Source organism: Streptomyces sp. NPDC006197 (genome assembly GCF_040613865.1).
In the GTDB taxonomy this organism is placed as follows: Bacteria; Actinomycetota; Actinomycetes; order Streptomycetales; family Streptomycetaceae; genus Streptomyces.
In genome coordinates, this window is the sequence record NZ_JBEXSZ010000035.1 from 16,931 (window position 1) to 42,705 (window position 25,775).

Here is a 25,775-nt window from a genome sequence, read left to right on the forward strand (position 1 = left end):
ATGGCGTACGAGGTCGAGAAGCCGGACGAGGAGTGGCAGGCGCAGCTGACCCCGGCGGAGTACCAGGTGCTCCGGCTGGCCGGCACGGAGCCCGCCTTCCGCGGTGAGTACACCGACACGAAGACGAAGGGCGTCTACTCCTGCCGCGCCTGCGGGGCGGAGCTCTTCACGTCGAACGAGAAGTTCGAGTCGCACTGCGGCTGGCCGTCCTTCTACGACCCGAAGGACAGCGAGGCCGTCGAGCTCGTCGCGGACACCTCCCACGGCATGATCCGCACCGAGGTCCGCTGCGCCCGCTGTGGCTCCCACCTGGGCCATGTCTTCGAGGGCGAGGGTTACCCGACCCCGACGGACCAGCGGTACTGCATCAACTCGATCTCGCTGCGGCTGGAGCCGGAAGAGGGCTGAACCCGGACGGCCCGTCAGACGTCCCCTGTGGTAGGACTGTTGCGGATTGCAAACAGCCGACACGGGGGACGGAAAGATGGCTGTCACGGTTCCGGACTGGGCCGACACCCTGCTGGATCTGATCGGTGTGGCCTGGCCGAACGTCGACGAGGACGCGTACCGGGAGATGGCGGACGCGCTCCGGGAGTTCGCGGAGGACCTGGAGGACGACGGCCAGCTCGCGAACAACCACTTCGAGCGGCTGCTGTCCTCGGGCCAGGGCGAGGCGATCGACGCCCTCGACGAGCACTGGCAGAAGGTCAAGGGCAAGCACTTCAAGGACATCGCCGGCGCGGCCCGGACGATCGCGGGCGGCCTCGACCTGGCGGCCGGCGCCGTCGAGGGCATGAAGTTCGCGGCGCTGGCGCAGCTGGGCTACCTCGCCTCCGAGGCGGGCATCGCGCTCTCGCTGATCCCGGTGACCGGCGGTCTGTCGGCGCTGATCGGCGCGGGCGCGATGCGGGCCACGCAGGAGGTCATCAAGCGGCTGATCAAGGAGTGCGTGGAGGAGGCCGTCGGGTACGTCGTCTCCGCGCTGACCGAGCCGGCGGTCGCGGCCCTGGAGGGCATGGCGGCGGACCTGGTCGTGCAGCTGGGCGCGATGGCGATCGGCCTGCAGGACGGCGTGGACCTCGACCAGACCAAGAAGGCCGGCGCGGACGGCTTCAAGGACGGGGTGCAGTCGGGCAAGGAGAGCCTGAACCTGGCCTCGGCCGGAGGCGGCGGGGGCGGCGGCTCCAAGGGCAGCGGGCTGAAGAACCTGCACATCGAGCACGCCGAGCACGACCACGCCTCCACCCAGCTCAACACCGTCAGCGTGCGCATCCACGGGAAGACGGCGGGCAAGCTCACGAAGGCGAAGACCGCCCACGGCCGCACCCGGGGACGTGACTCGATCGCCGACGCGATCGACCCGGTCGCGGACAAGGCGATGGAGGCCCTGACCAAGGCGGCGAAGTCGATGGGCGACCACGTCGGCCAGACGCTGCCCAAGGTCGTCAAGCAGATCTCCGTCGACCACAAGAACACCGACGACGACCTCCGCGACCGCTTCGCCCGCCAGCGCAAGGGCGACCACGACCAGGGCAAGGGCGGCGCGGGCGGCGGTGGCGGCGGGAACGGCAATCCCCCCGGCGGTGGCGGCAACGGCGGCTCCGGGAACAACCCCGGCGGCAAGCGCATCACCCCGGCCCCGCCCTGGCACGGCAGCTCCGCGGGCAACATGAGGCACCACCGGACGGACCCGCTGGACGTCAGCCACCTCACGCCCGAGCAGCAGCGCGAGGCCCTCGTCCAGGAGGCCCGGGACCTCGCCGACAAGGCGCGGAAGGCCGACCCGAAGAACCGGGACGACCCCAAGCACCAGATCGACCTGGCCAAGACGCACTTCCCGCCCGGCACGAACCTCCTCGACGGCTCGTGCGCCGGGAGCCTGCTGCACGACGGCGTCGTCACCAGCCACTCCAGCGCCACCAAGGGAGCCGGTCAGAAGACCCCCGACCTGCACCCGGCGATGCAGTCGATCTACGATCAGGTCGACCAGAAGATCAAGGCCGAGGGCGGTTTCCCCGGTGCGGGCCACGGAAAGTGCGCCGAGGCGAACCTCGTCTCGGACCGGCTCCGGCAGCTGGACCCCACCGGCACCGGGATCACCTCGGTCGACCACGTCCGCGACGCCATGAAGGGCTCGCAGGTCTACAGCGTGCAGATCGGCGAGCAGATCAAACCCCACCCCCTCGGTCACGGCGAGTACAAGCCGCCGTGCCGGTCCTGCGCGATAGCCATGGACATGGCCGGTGTCACGGCGTACGCGGGATAAGGAGCACACATGCCGAGCTTGAACACCCCAGAAGACGTCGACGCCTGGTTCCGGGAGCACGGATGGTTCCCGGGACGGGACGTCGCCGACACCGTCCCGGCGATGGTCGACGAGATCACCGGGCAGTACCGGGAGGCGGGCTTTCCCGTGGAGCCCCTCGACGCCGCAACCGCCTTCCTCGCCGAGCACGGCGGACTGCGCCTCACGATCGACGCCCAGCGGGAGGACTACCTCTACTTCACCCCGTACCTCGGCTACGGGTCCGCCCCGGCCGACGTCGCCGAGTTGAGCCGCGATCTCGGCGTGCGGCTCTTCCCGGTCGGGCTCGACGGTTCGGAGGGCTCGCCCGTGCTGATGGACGAACGGGGCCGGTTCTTCTACCTGCACCACACCGGCGCCTACTACATGGGTGCCGACAAGTACGAGGCCATGATCGCGCTCGCCCACGCCCCCATGCAGGACGCGGAGGACTACTTTGTCTGACCTGATCCCCGGTACGGCGGCCTCGCTGCTCATTCACGGCACCATCACCAGCCACACCAACCTCACCGGCGACGGCGATCCGGAACTCCACCCGGCCGTGAGCGAGTTCTTCGACGGGCTCCCGCCGGCCCTGCGCGAGCCCTTCATCGGCTACTGCGCCGAGTCCGCCCTCGTCTCCGACGAACTCTTCGGCTTCGACCGGCAGCGCGGCGACGGCCGCGCCGCCACCCTCGACGAGGCCGTCCCGCACTTCGCCGGTGCGGCGATCGTCGCCCGCAAGATCCGCCCGCACGGCGACCCCGAGCACGGCACGGAGGCCGAGGTCTGCCGCTCCTGCACGGCACTCCTCGACCGGCTGGGGATCACGATCCTCCACGACCGGGCATGACACGACCGGGCATGACACGACCAGGCATGACACGACCAGGCATGACACGACCAGGCATGAGCGACGTACTGACGGAAGCGGGCTGGTGGCCGGGCCGTGACGCGGGGGACCCCGCCATGCTCGCGGTCCTCGTCACGGTGACCGTCGGCGCGGAGCTCTTCCCCGCCGCCGAGCGGGCCGTCCGGGAGTTCCACGGCCTGCACGTCCTCCCCGACGCCGGCGGCGGCCGGGAGGTCGCCGCCCTCGGCGCGGTCGTGGACCCCCGCGAGGCCCGCCACGACGTCCCGGCCCTGAACCGGCTCGCCGCCTCCCTCGGCGCGCGTCTCTTCCCGTTCGGCCGCACGGACACGGACGCGCCGCTCGCGGTCGACGAGCACGGCCGGCTCCTCATGCTCGGCCCCGGCGGTCCCTGGCTCCTCGGCGAGACGGTCCATGCCGGTCTGACGGCGCTGACCTCCGGAATCGCGCCGATACGGCTCCGGCCGCCCCGGTGGCGCTTCCCGCTGCCCGGCGGCGAGAACGACCTCGGGGCGGCGGTGCGGGCCGCGCTCGTCGCCGTCTACGTCCTGCACAGCACGGGCCTGTTCGACGCCCGCGCGCTGCACCTGCGGGCCACCACCCTGCGCGGGATCGGCGTCGTGGCCGTGGACGAGGAGTTCCCGCTGCGCCCGGGGGCGCTGGAGGACAACGAGGAACCGCTCGCCGCCGCGATGACGGCCCGGATCGACGCGGCGGGCGCGCGGCCCGGGGCCTGCGAGCTGATCCTGACGGTCTCCACGCCGCCCGGCACGGAGGAGGTCCCGGCGACGGTCGCCTGCGCCGTGACGGTCGGCGGCGAGACCGAAGGCCCCGTCCTGACCCTGTCGGCCGCCCTGTCCGCCACGTCCGGCCCCACGGCGAAGGCCCTGGAGGCCTGCGCCCGGGCCCTCGCCGACTGGGCGGGTTCCCCGGCGTCCTGACCGACGCCCTCGCCCGCGCGACCGAGGAGTTCCTCGTGCCCCGTCTCGAAGTCCCCGCCGACGTCGACGCCTGGTTCGGCGAGTACGGCTGGTTTCCCGGCCGGAACGCCGCCGAGCAGGCGGCGGCGTTCGTGGCGGAGGCCGTCGAGGAGAGCCGGAAGTCTGGGTTCCCGCTGGAGCCCGTCACCGCCGCGACCGCTTTCCTCGCCGAGCACGCAGGACTCCGGGTGATGCACGACGTCCAGCGCGACGACTACATCGACTTCACGCCCGTGCCCGTCTGGGGCCACCTTTTCGAGGACATGGCGGAGCTGAGCCGCAGGCTGGGCGTGCGACTCTTTCCGGTCGGCTGGGACTCCACGGACGGGGAGGTGTACGTCGTGGACGAGCGGAGCCGGTTCTTCTGCGTGCACCACACCGGCGACTACTACATGGGCACCGGCAAGCACGGGGCGATGACGGGTCTCTACACCTTCCCGATGCGGGACGCGGAGGACTTCTACGTCGTCTGACCCGGCTTCTCAGTGGACGGAGAAGCCGCCGTCCACGAAGAGCGACTGGCCCGTGACGTACGCGGAGGAGGCGCTCGCCAGGAAGACGGCCGCGCCCGCGAAGTCCTCCGCCAGGCCGTTGCGGCCGACCATCGTGCGGGCGGCCAGGGCGGCGACCTTCTCCGGGTCGGAGGAGAGGCGCCGGTTGAGCGCGGTCATCACGAAGCCGGGGACCAGGGTGTTGGCGGTGACCCCGTACGGGGACCAGGCCTCGGCCTGCGAGCGGGCCAGCGACTCCAGGGCGCCCTTGGACACCCCGTACGCCCCGCTCTGGACGAACGCGCGGTGCGCCTGCTGCGAGGTGATGTGGATGATCCGGCCGAAGCCCCGCTCGGCCATGCCGGGGCCGAAGCGCTGCCCGAGGAGGAACGGCGCCTCCAGGTTCACGGTCATCGTCGTGTCCCACACCTCCTCGCCCAACTCGCCGAACGGCGGCCGGAGGTTGATGCCGGCCGAGTTCACCAGGATGTCCGGCTCCCCGAAGACGGCCGCCGCCTCCTCCGCCCCGGCCTTGATGCCGTCCCGGGTGCTCAGGTCGGCGCTCACCCAGGCCGCCCGGCAGCCGTCGGCCGTCAGCTCGTCGACGGTCGCGACGAGTTCGGCCTCCTTGCGGGCCAGGACCACCACGCTCGCCCCCGCACGGGCCAGGGCCCCCGCGATGGCCCTGCCTATGCCGGAACTGCCGCCGGTGACCAGGGCGGTGCGCCCTTCGAGCGAGAACAGGCCGGAGAGGTAGCCGGCGGGGCTCGTGCTCATCGTGTCGCTCCTCGTGTCGTACGGTGCCGGTCGCCGGTGTGCGGTGGGCGGCCGGTCCCCGCATCCTGGCACAGGGGCCTCGGAGTCACCGCGGGCGACCACGTGGCCGGGCGCGGGCACCATGTGCGAGGGGGAGGGAACGGCCGGAGGCGGATCACATGGGTTCCGCAAGGCCCGCGTTCCCCGGCACCGGCCCGGCGTCCAGGTCGGCCCGGACCCGCCGGCGGATGCCCGCGACGATCGGGCAGTGGACGAACGCGCCGGCGACGAGGGCGAGCCGGGCGCTCTCGGTGTGGAGGTCGGGTGGTGTGGCGGGCGGGGCGTGGCCGGGGGGATACGGGTAGCGCCGGCTCGTGCGCACGGGCCGGCGTCACCTGGCCTTGAAGACGAACTTCTCGACCTCGCTCCGGTCGAGGTTCCAGAACGTGACCGACGGGTTCTGCCCGACGTTCACGAACTGGACCTCGTCCGAGAACTCGACGTCGATCGGCGAACCGTCCCCGCTGCTGCTCGGGTCCGCGTACGCGATGCCGAACGACGTGTAGCCGCCCGAAGTCTTCTCGCCTCCCAGGAACAGCTTCACGCCCGCGTACGCCTTCTCCTTCGGCCCGATCGTCGCCACCGCCTTCGCCGGGGACTCCATCGGCGTGAGCGGGCTGTCGGTGTCCTGACCGAAGGTGATGAAGGGGTAGTTGTAGAGGGTGCACGGCTTGTCCGTGATGTTCGTGGCCGTGATCAGGAGGTGCTGGCCCGAGTCGTGCGCCCAGTACGACGTGCCGATCGAGACGTCCTGGTCGCCGCAGGCCGGGGCCTTGCCCGAGCCCGTGGCGGACGGGCGCGCGGACGGGCGCGCGGAGTCGGTCGCGCCGGGCCGCGGGGCTTCGGTGCTCGGGCTCGGGGCGGCGGGGGCGGTGGTGCCGGTCGCGCTCGCGGTACGGGACGGGGCCGGGCTCACGGCCCCGTCATCCGTACCGCCGTCCGGCCCGCAGGCCGTCGACGAGAGGAGCGCGGCGACGGCCGCGGCTCCCAGGGCGTACGTCTTCCAGCTCTTGCGGGCAGCGCGCATGGTGATCCCCCGTGTACTTCGCATGGCTCGACGAGCAGATTCTGCACCGGTGCGGCTGCCGTATTCCGGTGCAGGACCGCTCGTTACGAACCACGGACATGGAGGTGATGCTTCCTCGGCCGAGCTGGTCGAGGAACTCCGTGTCGAGGCGCTCGCCTCGCGGTGGGCGGTGCTCGACCGCGTACCGGTCGGGAAGACGGTACGGGCCGAGCTCGACCTCAGCCCCGAAGGGCCTCGTACCCGGCCGGCCGGGTGGTGAAGGTGCCCCGGCCCTGGGTGCGGCCCCGGAGGCGGGACGCGTAGCCGAAGAGTTCGGCCAGTGGGACCGTCGCCGAGACCACCGCCGTACCGGAGCGGGTCGTCGAGTCCGTGACCCGGCCCCGGCGGGCCGCGAGGTCGCCGAGGACCGAGCCGACCGACTCGGCGGGGACGGTGACCGTCACCTCGGCCACCGGTTCGAGCAGGGTCATCACGCTCGCGCGGAGCGCCTCGCGCAGGGCGAAGCGGCCCGCCGTGCGGAACGCCATCTCCGAGGAGTCCTTCGGATGCGTGGCGCCGTCCGTGAGCGTGACCCGGACACCCGTCACCGGGTGGCCGCCGAGGGGGCCCTCGACGAGGGCGTCCCGGCAGCCGGCCTCGACCGCGCGGACGTACTCCTGCGGGACGCGACCGCCCGTGACCGCCGAGCGGAACGCGAACTCCTCCCCGTTCTCCGTCGGTTCGACGTCGATGACGACATGGGCGAACTGGCCCGCGCCGCCGTCCTGTTTGACGTGGCGGTAGAGGAGGCCCGTGACGCCCTTCGTCACCGTCTCCCGGTACGCGACCTGCGGCCGGCCGACCGTGACCTCAAGGCCCCGGTCGCGCCGCAGCTTCTCCACCGCGACCTCCAGGTGCAGCTCGCCGAGACCGGACAGGACCGTCTGGCCCGTCTCCGGGTCGGACCGCACCACGAGCGACGGGTCCTCCTCCGTCATCCGGGCGAGGGCCGTCGCGAGCCGGCCCGTGTCCGTGCTCCGGCGGGCCTCCACGGCGACCGAGACGACCGGGTCGGCGGTCGTCGGCGGTTCGAGGACGACCGGCGCGTCCGGGGCGCACAGCGTCGCCCCGGCGCGGGCGGACTTCGGCCCGACGACGGCGACGATGTCACCGGCGCGCGCCGTGTCCACCTCCGTCGCCCGGTCGGCCTGGACGCGCAGGATGCGGGCGATCCGCTCCGTACGCCCGGCGGTGGTGTCGAGCACGGTGTCCCCCTTCCCGATCGTGCCCGCGTAGACGCGGAGGTAGGTCATGCGGCCGGTGGCCGTCGCGTTCACCTTGAAGGCGAGCGCGGTGAACGGCGCCTCCGGGTCCGCCGGGACCTCGCCGCGCACCGGCGGCATGTCCGACGGGGCCGGGAGGTACGCGACGACGGCGTCGAGCAGCGGCTCGACGCCCCGGTTGCGGTACGCCGAGCCGCAGAGGACGACGACGGCCTCACCGGAGAGGGTGAGGTCGCGGAGGGCGGCCGTGAGGACGTCCTCGGAGAGCGCGTTCCGCTCGCAGAACTCCTCCAGGGCCCCCGGGTGCAGCTCCGCGACCGTCTCCTCCAGGCGCCGCCTGCGGTGCCCGGCCTCGTCCCGGAGCTCGTCGGGGACCGGCAGGTCGGCGTACGTGTCGGCGCCGTCGGCCCACACGTACGCCCGCATCCGGACCAGGTCCACGACGCCCGTGAAGCCGTCCTCGCGCCCGATGGGCAGCTGGACGGGGAGCGGGACGGTGCCCAGGCGGGTACGGATCGACTCGACCGCGCCGTCGAGCTCCGCGCCCGCGCGGTCCAGCTTGTTGACGAACGCGAGGCGCGGGACGCCGTGCCGGTCGGCCTGGCGCCACACCGTCTCGCTCTGCGGCTCGACGCCCGCGACGGCGTCGAAGACGGCGACGGCGCCGTCGAGGACGCGCAGCGAGCGCTCGACCTCGTCGGAGAAGTCGACGTGACCGGGCGTGTCGATGAGGTTGATCCGGTGGCCCGCCCAGTCGCAGCTGACGGCCGCGGCGAAGATCGTGATGCCCCGGTCCCGCTCCTGCGGGTCGAAGTCGGTGACGGTCGTGCCGTCGTGGACCTCGCCGCGCTTGTGGGTGGCGCCGGTCAGGAACAGGAACCGCTCGGTGACGGTGGTCTTGCCGGCGTCGACGTGGGCGAGGATGCCGAGGTTGCGGACGCTTCGGGTGGTGGTGTCGGTACGCACGGTGTGTCGTGCCTTTCGCTGCTGCGTGAGGAACAGGGCAGCGCGATTCCCGGACGACGGTCAGGGGTGTGACGGCGTCACGGGCGGCGATGACGGGCGCGCAGCCGTCACCGCTCGGCGGAGGAGGCGAGGATCACGTCGTACCGGGCACGGGCGGACGACACGGCAGCGGCGCTACGGCAACGCACGGTCGTCTCCCCTCGGTCGGACGTCTCACGACGGCACACCGGTCGGTGCGCCGTGACGGGAGCGTAGGGAAGCGAACAGGCCGCGCGCCACCGGTTTTTGGCCGCTTCTCTCCTGCCCCGCGGGGCCCCTCGGGTGCTTAATGGTGCTCCCGCGATGGGCGGGGAGGACGGACATGAAGACGGGGGTACACATGGGAACTGCCGCGACGCCGCCGCCCGACAAGTCACCGACCGAGCCGCCCGGCAAGTCGCCGACCGAGCCGCCCGGCAAGTCGCCGACCGAGCCACCGAACAGGACGCCGCCGACGGGGACGGCACCCCGGCACGTTCCGCCGCCGCCCGGGGAGCCGCCGATGCCGCCCCTCGTGTCGAAGTCCCGCCGGAGACGCGTCCTCGAACTCGCGGTCCGGCGCCGGATGCTGTGGGTGGGCTCCGCTGCCGTACCGCTCCACAACATCACCTCGGTCGAGGCCTACAAGGACCAGCCCGACGCGGGCGAGATCCTCCTCCGCCTCCTGAAGTGGGCCTTCGGCGCCGTCCTGTTCTACGCCGGAGTCAACTACCTCACCGGGGGCGAGGCACGCATCGGGGAGAGCGGGAACCCCCTGATGATCGTCCTGCTGCTCGTCGTGGTCGGGTTCGCCCTCAGGGACCTGTTCCGGATGTCGAAACCGGTGCTCGCCATCGGCACGGCCGGCGGCAACACGGTGACCGTCACCCTCCCGACCGTGGACGAGCTGCGGCACATCGCCGGCCAGATCGTGAACGCGATCGACAACCCGGCGGCCGAGTTCCACACGGTCGTGGAGCACACCACCACGAACCACTTCGGCCCCGTCGTCAACATCCGCGGCGGCCGGGGGCACACCGGGATCAGCAACAACTGAGCGCCACGGGCCCGGCCGGCAGGCGGCCCTGCGGGGGGCCTCAGACGGTCGGGTCCGCCGGCTGGAGGAGGTCCCAGCGGTTGCCGTAGAGGTCCTCGAAGACGGCGACCGAACCGTACGGCTCGTGGCGGGGCTCCTCCAGGAACTTCACCCCGGCGGCCGTCATGCGCTCGTGGTCGCCGGCGAAGTCCTCCGTGTGGAGGAAGAAGCCGACCCGGCCGCCGGTCTGGTTGCCGACGGAGGCCTCCTGCTCCTCGTTCTTCGCGCGGGCGAGCAGCAGCCCGGTGTTGCCGAGGCCGCCGACGCCGGCCGCGCCACGCGGACGGACGACGACCCAGCGGCTTCCGTCGCCGCGGTCGGTGTCCTCGACCAGCTCGAAGCCGAGGGCGTCGGTGTAGAAGGCGATGGCCTCGTCGTATTCACGGACGACGAGGGTGACGAGTGCGATGGACGGCATTTCCCCAACGTAATACGCGGAAGGGTGGGAACCCACCCGCGTCGACCCGCGTCGTGCTAGGGGATGACCCTTGCGGGATGGAGGGTCGGGACGAGGGTCCGGGGAGGGTCACCCCGAGGGTCCCCCGACCTGCGCCTCACGGGGCAGACGGGAATGTGACGACAGGCCCCGGTGGGGCTCGCGGTGCGAGAATGCGGCGCATGGACGCACAGGAGTTCGATCAGCTCGTCGCACGCGCGCGGGCGCTCGCCGTGCCCGGGCAGCGGCGGATCCTCGGGCTCGCCGGGCCGCCCGGCGCCGGGAAGTCCACGCTCGCCGGCCGGCTCGTCGCCCGGCTCGACGGGCTCGCCGTGCTCGTCCCGATGGACGGCTTCCATCTGGCCCGGGCAGAGCTGGAGCGGCTCGGGCGGGCGGGCAGGAAGGGCGCGCCGGACACCTTCGACGCCGCCGGCTACACCGCGCTCCTCGCCCGGCTCCGCACCCCCGTGCCCGGCACCACCGTCTACGCGCCCGCGTTCGACCGCTCCCTGGAGGAGCCGGTCGCCGGGGCGGTACCCGTCGCGCCCGAGGTCCCGCTCGTCGTCACGGAGGGGAACTACCTGCTGCACGACGAGGGCGCCTGGGCCGACGTCCTCCCCCTCCTCGACGAGGCCTGGTACCTCGACCTGGACGACCGCCGCCGCGTCCCCCGGCTCGTCGAGCGGCACGTCCGCTTCGGCAAGGACCGGGCGTACGCCGAGCGCTGGGTCCACGACTCCGACGAGGCCAACGCCCGCCTGGTGACCCGCGGCCGGGACCGCGCCCACCTGGTCGTGAGGACGGGCTAGCCGGGCACTACGATCCCGTCCCATGATCGTGGACTCGGGGCGGGACGGCATGCGCGACGGCGGACGGGACGGGGTCGAGCTGGTCTACCGGCCGACGCGGGCCGACATCCTCACGGGGGTCCTGGTGCGCGAGCGCCTCCGGCGGCTCCATCTGTTCCGCTGGGGCCTCGTGGCGCTGTTCGCGGCGGGCGCCCTGCTGACGCTGACCGCACGGCGGACCTCCGCGACGTCGGTCGTCCTCGCCGTCTTCTGCGCCGTGCTGATCTGGGCGATGCCCCGCCTCCAGGCCCACCACGTGCTGCGCACGGTCTCCTGGCAGGGCGAGTACCGCACGTCCGTGAGCGAGTCCGGACTCACGGCCGAGACCGCCCACGTGTCGCTCCTCCAGCGCTGGTCGGTCTTCCGCGGCTACCGCGAGACCCGCGACCACCTGGTGCTGTTCAGCCGCGACCCGAACATCCTGCTCGTGGAGGTGCTGCCGCTGCGCGGACTGCGCACCCCGGAGGACGCGGAGCGGCTGCGCGCCCTGGTGGGCGAGCACCTGCCCCGCGTCTGAGCGACCGAAGGGCCGTCTCCCGGCCGAGTCAGGGGACGATGAGGACCTTGCCCCGGATTCGGCCGGTCTCGCCGAGGCGGTGGACCTCCGCGAGGTCGGCCAGGGGGTGCGATGCGCTGATGTCGAGGGAGACCTTCCCCGCGTCGACGAGTTCCACGAGCGCCGCCAGCTGGGCCACGTCGTTGCGGGCGACCATGTGCGTCGCCGTCACCCCGGTTTCGGCGGGTGGTTCGAACGGCGTCGCGATCGAGACGATCCGGCCGCCCGGCCGTACCGCGGGGATCAGCGCCGCGGCGTCGTGCGGGCTCAGCGGAACGAGGTTGAGCAGTGTGTCCACCGGGCGGTCGAGCGCGGCCGCGACCGGCCCGGTGGTGTAGTCGATCACCTGGTCCGCCCCGTGCCGCCGGACCGCCGCGGTGCTGCGGGGGCCGGCCGTGGCGATCACCTCGGCGCCGGCGTACGCGGCGAGCTGCGTCACGAAGCCGCCCACGCCTCCTCCCGCACCGTTGACCAGCACCCGCAGGCCGGTGGTCACCTCCCCGTGCTCGAACACCGCCTGCCAGGCCGTCAGCCCGGCCACCGGAAGGGCGGCGGCGTGCGCGAGGGGAACGGACGTCGGTGCTGGGGTCAGCGAGGCCACGGGCGCCGCCACGTACTCGGCGGCCGCGCCCGCGTCCTCCAACCGCCCCACGACCCGGTCGCCGACGGCGAAGCCCTCGGTCCCCGGGCCGATCCCGGCGACCGTACCCGCGACGTCCCAGCCCGGCGTGTAGGGCAGGTCCACGGGCAGGAACGACTGCAGGAACCCGGCGCGCAGGGCGGCTTCGGTGGGATTGAACGAGGTCGCGGCGACACGGACCAGCACCTCACCGCCGGCGGGCCGAGGCCGTGGAACGTCCTCGTGACGGATCACGGACGTGTCGCCGAACGTGTGGATGCGCGCAGTCCTCATCTTCATGATCTTCATGCCGTGAACCTATGGCCGCCCAGGGAGACGATCCATGCGTCATGGTGCCCCGTTCATACGCGGACGTCTCGCGCGTACGCTCGTCCCATGGACGTGCTCAGCGACGTGATCACGGTGGCGCGGACGGGCCGGCCCCGGTCGGCGTACGTGCGATGGCACGCCCCGTGGGGACAGCGGTTCGCCTCCGTACCGGGGTCGGCCGGCTTCCAGGTGATCCTGGAAGGCTCCTGCTGGGTCCTGTCCCCGGACGCGGACCCGCTCCGACTGGGCGCGGGCGACGTGCTGTTCCTGCCGCACGGCAGCGGGCACACGCTGACCGACGACCCGGCGCGCCCGGTGACGGCCCCCGCCTGCACCCCCGACGACGCCGGGCCGTCCGGGCCCCACGCGTCGGACAGGGTCGACCGGAGCGGCCTGGGCGGCCCCGTCACCGTGGTGCTCTGCGGCGCCTACCGGCTCGACCCGTCCCGCGCCCACCCCCTGCTGCGCACCCTGCCCGACCTGATCCACCTGCCGGCCGACCCGGGCCGCCACCCCGAACTGCACGCGGCGGTGCGGCTCCTGGCCGCCGAGGTGGACACCCCACGGCTGGGCACCGGCGCGACCGTCCCCGCGCTCCTGGACACGCTCCTGGTGTACGTCCTGCGGATCTGGTTCGCCGAACAGCCCACCCGCGGCAGCACCACCGGCTGGGCCGCGGCACTCGACGACCCGGCGGTCACCGCCGCCCTCGACGCCGTCCACCGGGACCCGGCCGAGCCCTGGACCGTGGCGAAGCTCGCCGCGGAAGCGGGCCTCTCCAGGGCGGCGTTCGCCCGGCGCTTCTCCGCCCTGATCGGTCAGCCTCCCCTCGGCTACCTGACCTGGTGGCGGATGACCACGGCGGCCCGCCTCCTGCGGGCGACGGAAGCGCCCCTGCGGTCCATCGCCGCCCAGGTGGGCTACACCTCCGAGTTCGCCTTCGCCCACGCGTTCAAACGCACCCACGGGACGGCCCCCGGCGCGTACCGGCGGGAGGGCTCCTAGGGCCTGTCCGCCCCTGATCCGCCGGACAGGCCCTAAGCCGCGCCGACCCCCTGACGGGCCGACACGTGCTCCGTCGCCGCCACCGCCAGCGCCCGGACCAGCGGGTGCGGCACGGCGCCGTCGCCCGCAAGTTCCGGCTGGAAGAGGGTCGCCAGGAAGAAGGGGTGCGAGGGGAGTTCGGCGATGCGGATGCCGCCCTCCTCGTCCGCGCCCGTGAAGCGCATGCCGTGCGCCCGCAGGGTGTCCAGATGGCGGCTGTCCGGGCCGTAGTTGCAGTGGTACCGCTCCGTCGTCCGCTCCGCGCCGAGCGCCTTCTCGGCGAGCGAGCCGGGGGTGACCCGTACGACCCCCTCGTGGCCCACGAGCGAGCAGGCGAGCGGCGCGATCAGCAGATCGCCCGCGTCGGCCGCCGGGTCGTTCTCCGCGTGCGCCGCCCGCTCCAGGCCGCAGACGTCCCGCGCGAACTCGATCAGGGCGTGCTGGAAGCCGGCGCAGGTGCCGAGGAACGGGATGCCGTCCTCGCGGGCCGTACGGATCGCCGCGAGCGCCCCCGCCTCGCTGGCATACGGGCTCCCCGGCAGCACCCACACCGCGTCGAAGCCCTCCACCGCGCCCGGGGCCTCCGCGTCGACCGTCGGGATCCAGTACGCGTCGAGCGCGAGCCCGTCCCGCTCGGCGAGGGCGTCCAGGAGGACCGGGATGCGGACGTGCGAGCGGACGTGCGGGGAGCGGTCGCCGACCAGGGCGATCCGGGGGGTGTGCTGCTGGGCGTTCGTGTTCGTGTTCATGGCCACCATGCTGCGCGGGCCCCCTCGTTCACGTCCAACGATGATTCCTGCACTCTCCATCACGAATGCTTATGACCCTCCGGATAGGGTGACCGCATGACGAACGATCACGACTGGGAGACCCGCGTCGCCGCGCTCTGGGAGCGCCTCGACGACCACGAGCCCGCCGACTTCCGCGCCCGCGTCGCCGAACTCGCCGCCGAACGGCCCGCCGACGACCCGGCCGCCGTCTTCGAGCAGGGCGCCGCCCACGACTCCACCGGCATGCCCGAGGAAGCCGTCGCCCACTACGAGCGGGCCCTCGACCTCGGCCTCACCGGACTGCGCCGCCGACGGGCCGTCATCCAGCTCGCCAGCAGCCTGCGCAACCTCGGCCGCCCCGACCGCAGCGTCGAACTCCTCACCGCCGAGCGCGCACTGCCCGCCGACCGGCTCGACGCCGACGAGCGGGCACTCTCCGGCGCCGTCGACGGCTTCCTCGCCCTCGCCCTCGCCGACACCGGCCGCGACCGCGAGGCCGCCTCCCTCGCCCTCGGCGCCCTCGCACCCCTGCTGCCCCGCTACAACCGCTCCCTCGCCCACTACGCCAAGGACCTGCTCAAGACCCCCTTCGGGTCCTGAGCCGATGGACCCGCACCTCCTCCGCACGTACGTCACCGTCGCCCGCCTCGCCTCCTTCTCCGAGGCGGCGCGCGACCTCGGCTACACCCAGTCCGCCGTCTCCCAGCACATCGCCGCCCTGGAGGCCGACCTCGGACTGCCCCTGCTCACCCGGCGGCCCGTCGCCCCCACCCCGGCCGGGGAGCGGCTCCTCGAACACGCCGGGGCGTTGCTGCTCCGCCTCGACGCGGCCCGCGCCGACCTCGACCGGTTCACCGCCGCGCCCCGCGCGACCCTGGACGTCGCCGCCTCCCCGCTCGCCCTCACCGCCCGCGTCCTCGCCGCCCTGCCCGCCACCGGGGTCACCCTGCGCGCCCTGTCCCGCGAGGGGGTGCCCGTCGCCGTCGCCACCGGCGGGGCCGACGCCGGGCTCGTCGACGGCATCGCCGCCCCCAGCGACCCCCTGCGGCTGCCCGACGTCGCCCCGCTCGCCGCGACCGGCGTCGCCGAGGAACCGCTCGCCGTCGTCCTGCCCGGCCGGCACCCCCTCGCCGGACGTCCCGGACTCCGCCTCGACGACCTCGTCGACGCCCGCTGGCTGGACGCCCCCGCCGCCGGCATCCCCCTCGACCGGCTGCGGGCCGTCCACGGCGGCCCCGCCGGGCGCGGCTTCCGCACCGCCCTGCGCTACGAGGGCACCGACACCCGCACCCTCGCCGCCCTGGCCGCCGCCGGGCACGGCCTCGCCCTGCTGCCGCTGTCCGCGACGGAGGGCGTCCCCGGCGCGGCCGCCGTCCCCCTGGTCGCGCCCCGGCTCGTCCACCGCGTCGAACTCCTCCTGCCGGCGGGCGCCCACGGCGAACCGCCGGGGCCCGTGGCCGAGTTCACGGGACGGCTGAAGAGCTGACACCCGCAGTCGCTACCCTGGGCGCAACGGCGACGGAAGGCGGACGGGCGTGGGGTGGTTGCGACGAGGCTCCAGACGGGACGGCGACGACGCACCGAGGGATCCCGGGTTCGCGTACTTCTCCCAGCGCGAGGCCGCGGTCTTCCGCGGCCGGGTCCGCCAGACCTTCGCCGAGCTCGGCCTGGAGGTCACCGTCTACGCCGACCACGTCATCGACGACAAGGGGCGCCGCTTCGGCCTCGGCAACCTCGCCGCCGTCTGCCACCAGGACCGGCGCGGTCCCCGCGTCTGGCCCGACACGATCCACCGCCACATCGGCCTCGTCGTCCGCGCCATGGACGGCCCCTCCGCGCTCGATACCCTGCCGCCCGAGCAGATCCGCGCCCAGCTCTACCCCCGGGTCGTCAGCGGGGACGGCATCGACGCCGGCGCCTTCGGCTACGCCAGGACCGTCGCCCCCGGCCTCTACGAGGTCCTCGCCCTCGACCTGCCCGAGAGCGTCATGATGCTCACCGACGAGGCGCTCGAACGGCTCGGGGACCACGCGCAGCTGCGCGACCGGGCCCTGCGCAACCTGCGCGGACTGCCCGTCGAGGAGCACGAGACCGTCCGCGACGCCGACGGCATGTGCTTCGAGATCATCCTCGGCGACTCCTTCTACACCGCGAGCCGCGTCCTCGACCTCGACGGCGTCGTCCAGCGGGTCACCGGCCTCCCGCTCGGCGAGCACGGCGCCCTCGTCGCCCTTCCCTTCCGGCACCAGCTCGCCTTCCACCCCATCCGGGACACCTCGATCATCCCGGCCCTCGGCGCGATGGCCTCCTTCGCCGCCTCCGGGTACGAGGACGTGCCGGGCGCCATCAGCCCGTACGTCTTCTGGTGGCGGGGCGGCACGCTCACCCAGCTCAGCGAGCACGACGAGGAGCGGGGCGACCTGCGGATCGTCGTCGGCGACGACTTCCAGGAGCTCCTGGAACGGCTCATCGCCCAGGGCCCCGACCGCCGCTGAACCGGCAGCCGGGCATCCGGTCGCGGCCCGTGCCCCCGCCCGGCAGGATGCTGTACGAGCCACCGGACGACGACGACGTCGAGGAGAAGCCCACCATGCCGAGCACCCACGCCACCGAAGGGGCCGCGCCCGGACAGGCCGCGCCCGAAGAGGTCGTGCCCTTCACCGCGGACGACTACCGGGCCCGGATGGCCCGGGCCGTCGAGTCCGCCGCCGACGCCGGACTCGCGGGAGTGCTCGTCGCCCCCGGACCCGACCTGGTGTACCTCACCGGCTACCAGCCCACCGCGATCACCGAGCGGCTCACCGTCCTCGTCCTCGCCGTCGGCCAGGAACCGGTGCTCGTCGTCCCGACCCTGGAGGCGCCCGACGCCGAGAAGGCCGCCGGGGCCGCCGCGCTCACCCTGCGCGACTGGACCGACGGCAAGGACCCGTACGCCGTCACCGCGCCGCTCCTCGACGTCGACGGCCGCTTCGGCGTCAGCGACAACGCCTGGGCCATGCACCTCCTCGGCCTCCAGCAGGCCCTGCCCGGCACCTCGTACGTCTCCCTCACCGAGGCCCTGCCGATGCTCCGCGGCGTCAAGGACGCCCACGAGCTGGCCCGGATCGCGGCCGCCGGGGCCGCCGCCGACCAGGCGTACGGCGAGATCCTCAAGGTCCGGTTCGCCGGCCGCAAGGAGACCGACGTCGCCGCCGACCTCGCCCGGCTCCTCATGGAGTCCGGCCACTCGCAGGTCGACTTCACCGTCGTCGGCTCCGGCCCCAACGGCGCCAACCCGCACCACGAGGCCGGCGACCGGGTCATCGAGCGCGGCGACATGGTCGTCCTCGACTTCGGCGGCCTCAAGCACGGCTACGGCTCCGACACCACCCGCACCGTCCACGTCGGCGAGCCCACCGACGAGGAGCGCCGCGTCCACGACCTCGTCCGCGAGGCCCAGCAGGCCGGCTTCGAGGCGGTACGCCCCGGGGTCGCCTGCCAGGAGGTCGACCGGGCGGCCCGCAAGGTCATCACGGACGCCGGCTACGGCGAGTACTTCATCCACCGCACCGGCCACGGCATCGGCGTCACCACCCACGAGCCGCCGTACATGATCGAGGGCGAGGAACTCCCCGTCGTCCCCGGCATGTGCTTCTCCATCGAACCGGGCGTCTACCTGCCCGGCCGCTTCGGCGTCCGCATCGAGGACATCGTCACGGCCACCGAGGACGGCGCGGGGCGCCGCTTCAACAACACCCCGCGCGAGATGGCCATCGTGGAGTAGGGGACCGGAGGCTCAGCCGTCCGTGAGGACGATCGCCGACTCGCCGGGGAGGCTGAGGAGTCCGTCCGCCGCCGGCGGCTCGACCGGGTCCCAGGAGGCCAGGACCCGGTCGCGGCCGTTGGAGCCGAGGGGGATAACCGTCGGCTCCTTGCCCAGGTTCACGGCCACCCGCAGGTCCCCGCGCCGGAAGACCAGCCAGCGGGCCTCCTCGTCGAAGGCCACCTTCACCCCCGCCAGGTCCGGGTCCGTCAGGTCGGGCAGGGAGCGGCGCAGCGCGATGAGCTGACGGTGCCAGGCCAGCAGCCGCTTGTGCGGGTCCCGCTCGCGTTCGCCGCGGTCGAGGACCGAGCGGTCGCGGGTGGCCGGTTCCTGGGGGTCGGGGACCTCGTCCTCGGACCAGCCGTGCGCGGCGAACTCCCGCTTGCGGCCCCGCCGTACGGCCTCCGCGAGCTCCGGGTCGGTGTGGTCGGTGAAGTACATCCAGGGAGTGCTCGCCCCCCACTCCTCGCCCATGAACAGCATCGGCACCGAGGGGCCGGTGAGGACGAGCGTCGCCGCGCAGGCGAGCAGTCCGGGGGAGAGCGAGGCCGAGAGGCGGTCGCCGAGGGCCCGGTTGCCGATCTGGTCGTGCGTCTGCGCGTACCCCAGGAAGCGGTGGGCGGGGGTGCGCTCCCGGTCCACCGGGCGCCCGTGGTGGCGGCCGCGGAAGGCGGAGTACGTGCCGTCGTGGAAGAAGACGCGGGTGAGGGTCTTGGCGAGCGCCGCCATCGGGGCGCGCGCGAAGTCGGCGTAGTAGCCCTGGGACTCGCCGGTCAGGGCGGTGTGCAGGGCGTGGTGGAAGTCGTCGTTCCACTGGGCGTGCACACCGAGACCGCCGAGCGTGCGCGGGGTCGTCATGCGCGGATCGGCGAGGTCGGACTCGGCGATCAGGAAGTGCTGGCGGCCCTGCTCCTTCGCCAACTCGTCCACAGCCTCCGACAGTTCCTCCAGGAAGGGCAGCGCCCGGGTGTCGGCGAGGGCGTGCACCGCGTCGAGCCGCAGCCCGTCGATCCGGTAGTCCCGCAGCCAGGCGAGCGCGCTCCCCAGGAAGTACGCCCGGACCTCGTCCGAACCCGGCGCGTCCAGGTTCACCGCCGCGCCCCACGGCGTGTGGTGGGTGTCCGTGAAGTACGGCCCGAAGGACGGGAGATGGTTCCCCGACGGGCCCAGGTGGTTGTGCACCACGTCGAGGACCACGCCCATGCCGAGGCCGTGCGCCGCGTCCGTGAACCGCTTCAGCGCCTCCGGCCCGCCGTACGGCTCGTGGACCGCCCACGGGGCCACCCCGTCGTACCCCCAGCCCCGCACCCCGGGGAACGGGCACAGCGGCATCAGCTCCACATGGGTGATGCCGAGGCCCGCGAGCTCCCCGAGCCGCGCGGCCGCCGCGTCGAGCGTGCCCTCCGGGGTGAAGGTGCCGACGTGCAGTTCGTACAGGACGGCGCCGCGCAGCCGCAGCCGCGGGGACTCGTGGCGCCAGGTGTACACCGAGTGGTCGACGACCGCGCTCAGGCCGTCGGGCCCGTCGGGCAGCCGGCGCGAGCGAGGGTCGGGCAGCACGGGTCCGTCGTCGAGCGAGAAGCCGTACCGGTCGCCGTCCTCGGCGGCCACCACGCCCGTCCACCAGCCGTCCCGTTCGGCGTCCCGGTCCAGGGCATGGGCGGAGCCGTTCAGCTCCAGCGTCACCCGGTCACGGGCGCTCGGCGCCCACACCTCGAAGAGCACGGGAATCCCCTCGTCGACGGTCCACTCACTCCACCACCGCGACCATCCTGGCAGTCAGGACCCCGACTCGCCCGGCGCGTCCCACACGCAGTCGATCGCGCGGGCGAGGGACGCCGCCGTCGGTACGTTCCCCAGGTCCGTCGCCGCACGGATCCGGGGCACGCCGGTGGCGGCCGGGATCCGGGTCCCCTCCGCCAGGATGTCGTCGGTGTACCCGTTCCCGCGATGGGCGGCCGGCACACCGGTGTACGCGATGACGTGGTGGTGGCCGTTCCGCGCGGGCACGACGAAGCCGACCGGCGCGCCGCTCCCCGGCAGTTCGGCGGCGCGCCACCACGCGCGCGGCGAGGAGCGGAGCGCGAGCCCCTCCCCGGGGTCCCTGGTGCGAGGACCGCGGACCGTCACGGCGAGCCCGCCACGGCCGGTACGGAGTTTCCAGGTCAGCGGCCCTTCTGGACACGTCGGGGCCGACGGACCGACAATCTCGGATGTGACGACCCCTTTCGAGCTTCCGGCGAACTCCCCTCGGCTGACCGACGCCGAGCGGGACCGCGCGCTGGTGCTGCTCCGTGAGGGTGCCGCCCAGGGCCGCCTCTCTCACGACACCTTCCTCTTCCGGATGGAGCGCGCGCTCCAGGCCCGCCGGCCGGACGAACTCGCCCTGCTCACCGCCGACCTGCGGACCGAGGGCACCTGGACCCGGCGGGTGGTCGGCGCGGTGGAGCGGATGTCCGCGTTCACGGCGCGGATCGGGCGGGCCTGGAGCGCGGAGCGGCTCCCGAAGCTGCTGCTGCCCCACCCCGGCCCGCACCCGCTGCGGATCGGGCGCGACCCGGTCAACGGGCTGCGGCTCAGCCATGAGACGGCCTCCCGGCTGCACGCCGAACTCTCGCTGCAGGGCGGGATGTGGGTGCTGCGCGACCTCGGTTCGACCAACGGCACCACCGTCAACGGACGGCGGGTCACCGGCGCCGTGGTCGTGCGGGCGGGGGACGTGGTCGGCTTCGGCCAGATGTCCTTCCGGCTGTCGCACGACTGACCCCCCCCTCGCGTTCACTCGTTCGGCGGTACGTGGCGGGCGGCGCGGGCCGCGCGGTGATGGGCTGGGCAGACGCGCGCCACGATCTCCGGCCGCGGCACCCACCGCCGATCGACAGGGGGCGAGATGAGCGACGCGCCGAACCGCGAGCCGGACCGGGCCATACGGGGCGAGCGGCCGGAGGAGCCCGGGGACCCCTGGACACGACTGCCGTCGATGACCCCGGCGACGCCCTCGGCCGCGGTCCCCGGACGCGTACGGGCCCTGGTCGGTCCGGCCGCCGGGCCCTTCCCGCCCGGTGGTCGGACCGTCGCGCCGAGCCCCCTCGACCCCGGTGCCTCGCTGGACCCGCACGGGATCCACCGGACCCTGCGCGAGGAGTTCCCGCTCACGTACGACCCGCTGCTGCGGGCCTGGGTCCTCAGCCGGTACGCGGACGTGGCCACCGCGCTCACCGACGAGCGCTTCACGCACGGGCACCGGCCCGGCGACCCGCCGTGCGCGCGGGCCCATGTCGACGTCGACGTCGAGGCCCTGCGCGCGGTCACCGAACGCACCGCCTACGTCCTGGCCCGCCGGATCGCCGAACGGTCCCGGGCGGACCTGGTCGCCGACTTCTGCCACTGGCTGCCGGCCGGCACCGTCGCCGCTGCCGTCGGCGTGCCCTACCGCGACATGATGCGGCTCGTCCGCGGCCGGGCGGCGGGCGCGCTCGCGGGGGAGTGCGGCGGCCAGATCGCCGTACGGGAGAAGGCGCTCGCCTCCTTCCTCGGCAACGTCCTCGCCGACCCCGACCAGGTCGCCGCCCTCCGCGACGCGCCCGTCGGCCTCGTCGCCCGCGCCTGGACCGAGTCGCTGCGCCGGGACCCGCCCGTGCAGATCGCGGTGCGCCGCACCAGCGCCGAGGTGCCGGTGAGCGGCGGTGTCGTCCCGGCGGGCGCGTCCGTCGCCCTGCTCGTCGGCTCGGCGGGCCGCGATCCGGAACGCTTCCGCGAGCCGAACCGCTTCGATCCGTTCCGGGACGACCCGGGACAGCTCACCTACGGGGCGGGCTTCTGCCCGGCGGTCCTCCTCGCCGGGCTCGAAGCGGAGTACGCCCTGCGCGCCCTCTTCACGGCCATGCCCCGCCTGCGTCTCGCCGACGGCTTCCGCCCCGTGTTCACGGGCCTCATCACCCGCGCGCCGCGGAGCCTGATCGTCCGCCCGGGCGGCTGAGCGGCCTCCGACCGCTGTTAGGGTGACGTGTGCTCGTCAAAGGGCGCCCGTTCCACCACTTTCCACGGGGATTCAAAAACAATGAAGATGCGTCATGTCCGCGCGATCGCCGTCTTCGGCATCGCGATCGTCGCCCTGACGGGTGCCCGCGGCTCGCACGGCGGCAGCTGCGGCGGCAGCAGCTCTGGCAGCCACAGCAGCGGCAGCAACCACAGCGACAACGACGGCACCACGGGCAGCAGCTCCGGCGGCTCCGTGTCCGGCGGCTCCAGCAGCTCGAACAAGGCCGTGCGCGACGTCACGATCGACGAGTGCAAGTACGACGAGACCACCAAGAACCTCGTCGCCCGGGTCACCATCAAGAACGACGGCCTGCTGGACTACGACTACGACGTCACGATGAAGTTCACCGGCGACGCCGGTGGCACCGCCGTCCCGGCCACCGCGACGAAGTCCGCCATCGCCGTCACGGCGGGCGCCTCCCAGAGCGCCGAACTGACCACCCCGTACACGGGATCCGGCGACGGCTCCGAGTACACCAAGTGCGAGGTCACCCGCGCCTCCCGCTCCTGATCACTCCCGGCTTCCCGACAGGACCCGGTCCGCGGACGCGGCCGGGTCCTGTCGGCCGGAGCGCAGGACGGAGGCGAGCAGGAGGACGCCGGGGAGGATTCCGGCGGTCACCCTGACGGCGGTGACGGGGGCGCCGAGCGCCGCGAGCACCAGGCCCGTCGCACCGCAGGCGGTGATCGAGGCGGCGAGGACGTGGAGCGCGGGTCTGCGCCAGGCCACCGCCAGGCCGAAGAAGTGCACGCCGACCACGAAGGCGATCCAGCCCACGGCCGCCTGCGGTACGTGCAGCACGCGGCTGATCACCAGGAGCCCGGCCGCGAGGCCGAGGACCTCCGCCGCCACCACGTACCAGTAGCGGCGCCCGAATCCGGTGGCGGATTCGGTGGCGGTCCCGGCCGCCGGCGCTGCCGGGCCGCGCCGGCGCCCGAACACCACCACGCCCAGGAACGCGGCGATCGCGAGGAGACGCAGCGGCGTCGCGACCGCCGTCGGCAGGGTGCCCGCGTTGGCCTGGACGAACACGAGCCCGAAGGCGGCGCCGATGAGCCGGCCGGTTTGATCCTTTGTCATGATCATCAGCTTGTCACGGGCGGAGACGGCGACTCACCCCACCCGGTCACTCCGCCCGGTCCTTCCGCCCGGCTCCCCCCCGCCCGGTCCTTCCGCCCGGCTCACCCCCGCCCGGTCACTCCATCCGGGCGAGCAGTGCCACCGGCCGCTCCTCGAACAGTTCCGCCAGCTTCACCTCCGTCGCCGGACCGCCCGTGAACTCCCGTACCCCGTCGAGCGCGTCGACCCACCGCCCCTCGGGCAGCACCAGTTCCGTGTCCTGCCAGCCGCCCGCCCGGGCGAGCCGCAGGGAGAGCCGGGTCACGGCCGTGACCACCCGGCCGGAGCGGGCGAAGGCCAGACAGTGCGCGGCGGCCGGGCCCTCCGCTGCCAGCGGGACGTACGTGCCGCCCGCGCCGAAGGCCTCCGGGTGCGCGCGCCGCAGCCGCAGCGCCGCCCGGACCAGGGCGGTCCGCTCGTCCTCCGGGCCGACCGCGAACGGCGCCCGGTTGTCCGGGTCGACGAGCGCCCGGTACTCCCGCTCCGTGTTCTGGTACAGCTCCGGCACCCCCGGCATCGTCAGCTGGGCGAGCGCGGCCCCGAGCGCGTGCGCCCGGATGTGCGGCTCCAGGGCGAAGGCCGCCTCCGAGGCCGTCCGGAGCGGGATCCGGCCGGGCCCGGCCGCCGCGAACTCGGCCACCGCCCGCTCGTACTCCTCGTCCGGCTCCGTCCAACTGGTCCGGAGCCCCGCCTCCCGCACGGACTTGAGGATCGCGGGGACCAGCCGGTCCGCGTCCGGGGCGCCGAGGCCGAAGGCCGTCTGCCAGGCCGTCCACGCCACGTGCGGATCGGGCGCGGGCACCCCGGCGACCTCGGCGAGGAGCTCAGCCCACACCTCCGGGCACTGGGAGAGCACCGCGATCCCGGCCCGGACGTCCGCGCTGCGCTTGGTGTCGTGCGTGGAGAGCACGGTGCCGGTGTCGGGCCAGTCCCGGGCGATCCGCAGGCAGTACGCGTGGAACTCCTCCACCGGCACCGCCGGCCGTCCCGCGTCGCCGCCGACCTCGTTCGCGGAGAGCAGCGGCGTGTACCGGTAGAAGGCGGTGTCTTCCACGGACTTGGCCCGCAGCGCGGACGAGGTCTGCGCGAACCGGGCGCGGAACGCCCGGTGTTCGGGCCCGTCGCCGCGCTTTCCGAGCGCCAGGTCCCGTACGGCGTCGACCGCCGTCGCCTCCTCGGGCACCGCGAACGCGGCCTTCGCGCCGCGCGCCGCCTCCGGGGTCAGTGCCTCCTCGCCGCCGGTCCGGTAGGGGCGGTAGACGGGGACCCGGACGAGGAGCTCCTGGATCGCGGTGCGCAGCGCCCAGGGGGCGTGGTCCCGCAGCTCGGGGTCGGTGGCGCAGATCCGGCCGGCGATCCGGGTCAGTGCGGCCGTCTCGGCGGCCAGGTCGTGGCCGACCACCTCGTACGCGGCGCGGTGCGCGGTCGCCTCCCAGCGGCCGCCCCGGTCCCCGGCCTTTCCGACGAACTCCCGGTAGAGGTCGGTGAGTTCGTCGGCGCCCACCGGGTCGGTGAAGACGCCGTCGAGCTGCCGCAGCGCGTCGTACCCGGTGGTGCCCGCGACCGGCCAGGCGGCGGGCAGGACCTCGGACCCCGTGAGGATCTTCTCGACGACCGTCCAGCACCGCCCGCCGGTCGCCGCCGCCAGGTCCTCCAGATAGCCCTGCGGGTCGGCGAGCCCGTCCGGGTGGTCGATGCGCAGCCCCTCGATCACCCCGTCCGCGACCAGCTCCACGATCTTCGCGTGGCTCGCCGCGAACACCTCGGGGTCCTCCACCCGCACCCCGATCAGGTCCGAGATGGTGAAGAAGCGGCGGTAGCCGAGCTCGGTGCGGGCGAGCCGCCACCAGCCGAGCCGGTACCACTGGGCGTCGAGCAGCTCGTCGAGCGGCAGCCCCTCGGTGCCCGCGCGGAGCGGGAACTCCTGGCCGTCCAGGTGCAGGGACCCGCCGGAGACCCGGAACCGGTCCCGTACCTCCGGGAGCCGCGCGGGCAGCACGGGGAGCAGCACCCGGCCGTCCCCGGCGCGCCAGTCGATGTCGAACCAGCGGGCGTACGGCGAGTCGGGGCCCTCGCGGAGCACGGCGCGCAGCGCGTGGTTGTGGCGCGGGGAGGCCGCCATGTGGTTGGGCACCAGGTCCACGACGAGCCCGAGGCCGTGCGCCCGCGCGGTCGCCGCCAGGGCCCGCAGCCCCTCCTCGCCGCCCAGTTCGGCCCGTACCGAGCGGTGGTCGGTGACGTCGTAGCCGTGGGTCGAGCCGGGCACCGCCTCCAGGACGGGGGACAGGTGCAGATGCGAGACCCCGAGGCCGGCCAGGTACGGCACGGCTCGCTCGGCGGCCGCGAACGGAAACTCCGGCTGGAGCTGCAGCCGGTAGGTCGAGGTGGGTGGAATGGG

The 25,775-nt window shown here is 73.9% G+C and carries 26 protein-coding genes and 3 pseudogenes; 18 read left to right on the forward strand and 11 right to left on the reverse strand.

Annotation, left to right across the window (positions count from 1 at the left end):
* From msrB to ABZ318_RS13950, 6 genes and pseudogenes are all read left to right on the forward strand, one after another.
* On the forward strand, positions 1-408 hold the full coding sequence (msrB, locus tag ABZ318_RS13925; RefSeq protein ID WP_123455983.1) for a peptide-methionine (R)-S-oxide reductase MsrB: 408 nt from the start codon (positions 1-3) through the stop codon (positions 406-408).
* 76 nt (positions 409-484) lie between these two features.
* A pseudogene (locus ABZ318_RS13930) lies at positions 485-2,212 on the forward strand (YwqJ-related putative deaminase); the annotation flags it as partial.
* 63 nt (positions 2,213-2,275) lie between these two features.
* Complete coding sequence (locus ABZ318_RS13935) at positions 2,276-2,749, forward strand: SUKH-3 domain-containing protein (RefSeq protein WP_356902693.1); 474 nt, start codon at positions 2,276-2,278, stop codon at positions 2,747-2,749.
* On the forward strand, positions 2,742-3,137 hold the full coding sequence (locus ABZ318_RS13940) for a YwqJ-related putative deaminase (protein ID WP_356902694.1): 396 nt from the start codon (positions 2,742-2,744) through the stop codon (positions 3,135-3,137). Before ABZ318_RS13935 ends, ABZ318_RS13940 begins: the two co-directional genes overlap by 8 nt.
* A gap of 56 nt (positions 3,138-3,193) precedes the next feature.
* Entirely contained in the window at positions 3,194-4,096 is a 903-nt protein-coding gene (locus ABZ318_RS13945) for an SUKH-3 domain-containing protein (RefSeq protein ID WP_356902695.1), read from the forward strand.
* 35 nt (positions 4,097-4,131) lie between these two features.
* Entirely contained in the window at positions 4,132-4,608 is a 477-nt protein-coding gene (locus ABZ318_RS13950) for an SUKH-3 domain-containing protein (RefSeq protein ID WP_356902696.1), read from the forward strand.
* 9 nt (positions 4,609-4,617) lie between these two features.
* Here the strand turns inward: ABZ318_RS13950 and ABZ318_RS13955 are convergent, their stop codons facing one another.
* From ABZ318_RS13955 to ABZ318_RS13965, 3 genes are all read right to left on the reverse strand, one after another.
* A complete protein-coding gene (locus ABZ318_RS13955) occupies positions 4,618-5,403 on the reverse strand; it encodes an SDR family oxidoreductase (protein WP_356902697.1) in 786 nt (261 codons plus the stop codon).
* 154 nt (positions 5,404-5,557) lie between these two features.
* Entirely contained in the window at positions 5,558-5,764 is a 207-nt protein-coding gene (locus ABZ318_RS13960; protein ID WP_356902698.1) for a hypothetical protein, read from the reverse strand.
* A 9-nt stretch (positions 5,765-5,773) separates the two neighbouring features.
* The gene (locus ABZ318_RS13965) at positions 5,774-6,469 is read right to left on the reverse strand and encodes a DUF4232 domain-containing protein (protein ID WP_356902699.1); all 696 of its coding nucleotides are present in this window, start codon (positions 6,467-6,469) and stop codon (positions 5,774-5,776) included.
* 142 nt (positions 6,470-6,611) lie between these two features.
* Between ABZ318_RS13965 and ABZ318_RS13970 the strand changes: the two are divergent.
* Positions 6,612-6,728 (forward strand): annotated as a pseudogene (locus ABZ318_RS13970) (ATP-binding protein); the annotation flags it as partial.
* Here the strand turns inward: ABZ318_RS13970 and fusA are convergent.
* On the reverse strand, positions 6,688-8,697 hold the full coding sequence (gene fusA / locus ABZ318_RS13975; protein ID WP_356902700.1) for an elongation factor G: 2,010 nt from the start codon (positions 8,695-8,697) through the stop codon (positions 6,688-6,690). The pseudogene ABZ318_RS13970 and the gene fusA sit on opposite strands and share 41 nt — an antisense overlap.
* 541 nt (positions 8,698-9,238) lie before the next feature.
* Here fusA and ABZ318_RS13980 point away from each other — a divergent pair.
* Complete coding sequence (locus ABZ318_RS13980; RefSeq protein WP_356902701.1) at positions 9,239-9,772, forward strand: DUF6232 family protein; 534 nt, start codon at positions 9,239-9,241, stop codon at positions 9,770-9,772.
* Positions 9,773-9,812: 40 nt separating this feature from the next.
* Here the strand turns inward: ABZ318_RS13980 and ABZ318_RS13985 are convergent, their stop codons facing one another.
* Positions 9,813-10,229, reverse strand: a complete 417-nt coding sequence (locus tag ABZ318_RS13985; RefSeq protein WP_356902702.1) for a VOC family protein — start codon at positions 10,227-10,229, stop codon at positions 9,813-9,815.
* Between the two features lie 200 nt (positions 10,230-10,429).
* On the opposite strand from ABZ318_RS13985, the gene ABZ318_RS13990 reads away from it, so the two are divergent.
* Together ABZ318_RS13990 and ABZ318_RS13995 are read left to right on the forward strand one after the other, a co-directional pair.
* Positions 10,430-11,056 carry a nucleoside/nucleotide kinase family protein gene (locus ABZ318_RS13990; protein ID WP_356902703.1) on the forward strand — a complete coding sequence of 209 codons (627 nt, stop codon included), beginning with the start codon at positions 10,430-10,432 and terminating at the stop codon, positions 11,054-11,056.
* 22 nt (positions 11,057-11,078) lie between these two features.
* A complete protein-coding gene (locus ABZ318_RS13995) occupies positions 11,079-11,612 on the forward strand; it encodes a YcxB family protein (RefSeq protein WP_356902704.1) in 534 nt (177 codons plus the stop codon).
* A gap of 28 nt (positions 11,613-11,640) precedes the next feature.
* Here ABZ318_RS13995 and ABZ318_RS14000 read toward each other — a convergent pair whose 3' ends face one another.
* Entirely contained in the window at positions 11,641-12,579 is a 939-nt protein-coding gene (locus ABZ318_RS14000) for an NADP-dependent oxidoreductase (protein ID WP_356902705.1), read from the reverse strand.
* 87 nt (positions 12,580-12,666) lie between these two features.
* On the opposite strand from ABZ318_RS14000, the gene ABZ318_RS14005 reads away from it, so the two are divergent.
* A complete protein-coding gene (locus ABZ318_RS14005) occupies positions 12,667-13,605 on the forward strand; it encodes an AraC family transcriptional regulator (RefSeq protein WP_356902706.1) in 939 nt (312 codons plus the stop codon).
* Between the two features lie 32 nt (positions 13,606-13,637).
* Here ABZ318_RS14005 and ABZ318_RS14010 read toward each other — a convergent pair whose 3' ends face one another.
* Complete coding sequence (locus ABZ318_RS14010; RefSeq protein WP_356902707.1) at positions 13,638-14,393, reverse strand: hypothetical protein; 756 nt, start codon at positions 14,391-14,393, stop codon at positions 13,638-13,640.
* A 96-nt stretch (positions 14,394-14,489) separates the two neighbouring features.
* On the opposite strand from ABZ318_RS14010, the gene ABZ318_RS14015 reads away from it, so the two are divergent.
* The 4 genes from ABZ318_RS14015 to ABZ318_RS14030 all read left to right on the forward strand — a co-directional run bounded on the left by ABZ318_RS14015 (position 14,490) and on the right by ABZ318_RS14030 (position 18,177).
* Entirely contained in the window at positions 14,490-15,014 is a 525-nt protein-coding gene (locus tag ABZ318_RS14015) for a tetratricopeptide repeat protein (RefSeq protein WP_356902708.1), read from the forward strand.
* A 4-nt stretch (positions 15,015-15,018) separates the two neighbouring features.
* The gene (locus tag ABZ318_RS14020) at positions 15,019-15,900 is read left to right on the forward strand and encodes a LysR family transcriptional regulator (RefSeq protein WP_356902709.1); all 882 of its coding nucleotides are present in this window, start codon (positions 15,019-15,021) and stop codon (positions 15,898-15,900) included.
* A 49-nt stretch (positions 15,901-15,949) separates the two neighbouring features.
* On the forward strand, positions 15,950-16,909 hold the full coding sequence (locus ABZ318_RS14025; RefSeq protein WP_356902710.1) for a hypothetical protein: 960 nt from the start codon (positions 15,950-15,952) through the stop codon (positions 16,907-16,909).
* Positions 16,910-17,097: 188 nt separating this feature from the next.
* The gene (locus ABZ318_RS14030; protein WP_356902731.1) at positions 17,098-18,177 is read left to right on the forward strand and encodes an aminopeptidase P family protein; all 1,080 of its coding nucleotides are present in this window, start codon (positions 17,098-17,100) and stop codon (positions 18,175-18,177) included.
* Positions 18,178-18,189: 12 nt separating this feature from the next.
* Here ABZ318_RS14030 and treZ read toward each other — a convergent pair whose 3' ends face one another.
* Positions 18,190-19,941: a malto-oligosyltrehalose trehalohydrolase gene (gene treZ, locus ABZ318_RS14035; RefSeq protein WP_356902711.1), complete on the reverse strand. Its 1,752-nt coding sequence runs from the start codon at positions 19,939-19,941 to the stop codon at positions 18,190-18,192.
* Positions 19,942-19,995: 54 nt separating this feature from the next.
* Positions 19,996-20,295 (reverse strand): annotated as a pseudogene (locus ABZ318_RS14040) (GNAT family N-acetyltransferase); the annotation flags it as partial.
* Positions 20,296-20,431: 136 nt separating this feature from the next.
* Here ABZ318_RS14040 and ABZ318_RS14045 point away from each other — a divergent pair.
* The 3 genes from ABZ318_RS14045 (at position 20,432) to ABZ318_RS14055 (ending at position 22,768) form a co-directional block, all read left to right on the forward strand.
* Positions 20,432-20,980, forward strand: coding sequence for a DUF1707 and FHA domain-containing protein (locus ABZ318_RS14045; protein ID WP_356902712.1), 549 nt, complete (start codon positions 20,432-20,434; stop codon positions 20,978-20,980).
* 126 nt (positions 20,981-21,106) lie between these two features.
* Positions 21,107-22,195 carry a cytochrome P450 gene (locus ABZ318_RS14050; protein ID WP_356902713.1) on the forward strand — a complete coding sequence of 363 codons (1,089 nt, stop codon included), beginning with the start codon at positions 21,107-21,109 and terminating at the stop codon, positions 22,193-22,195.
* Between the two features lie 81 nt (positions 22,196-22,276).
* A complete protein-coding gene (locus ABZ318_RS14055) occupies positions 22,277-22,768 on the forward strand; it encodes a hypothetical protein (RefSeq protein WP_356902714.1) in 492 nt (163 codons plus the stop codon).
* On the opposite strand, the gene ABZ318_RS14060 is transcribed toward ABZ318_RS14055, so the two are convergent.
* Complete coding sequence (locus tag ABZ318_RS14060; RefSeq protein ID WP_356902715.1) at positions 22,769-23,338, reverse strand: hypothetical protein; 570 nt, start codon at positions 23,336-23,338, stop codon at positions 22,769-22,771.
* A gap of 115 nt (positions 23,339-23,453) precedes the next feature.
* A complete protein-coding gene (gene treY / locus ABZ318_RS14065) occupies positions 23,454-25,772 on the reverse strand; it encodes a malto-oligosyltrehalose synthase (RefSeq protein ID WP_356902732.1) in 2,319 nt (772 codons plus the stop codon).
* Between the last annotated feature and the right edge of the window lie 3 nt (positions 25,773-25,775).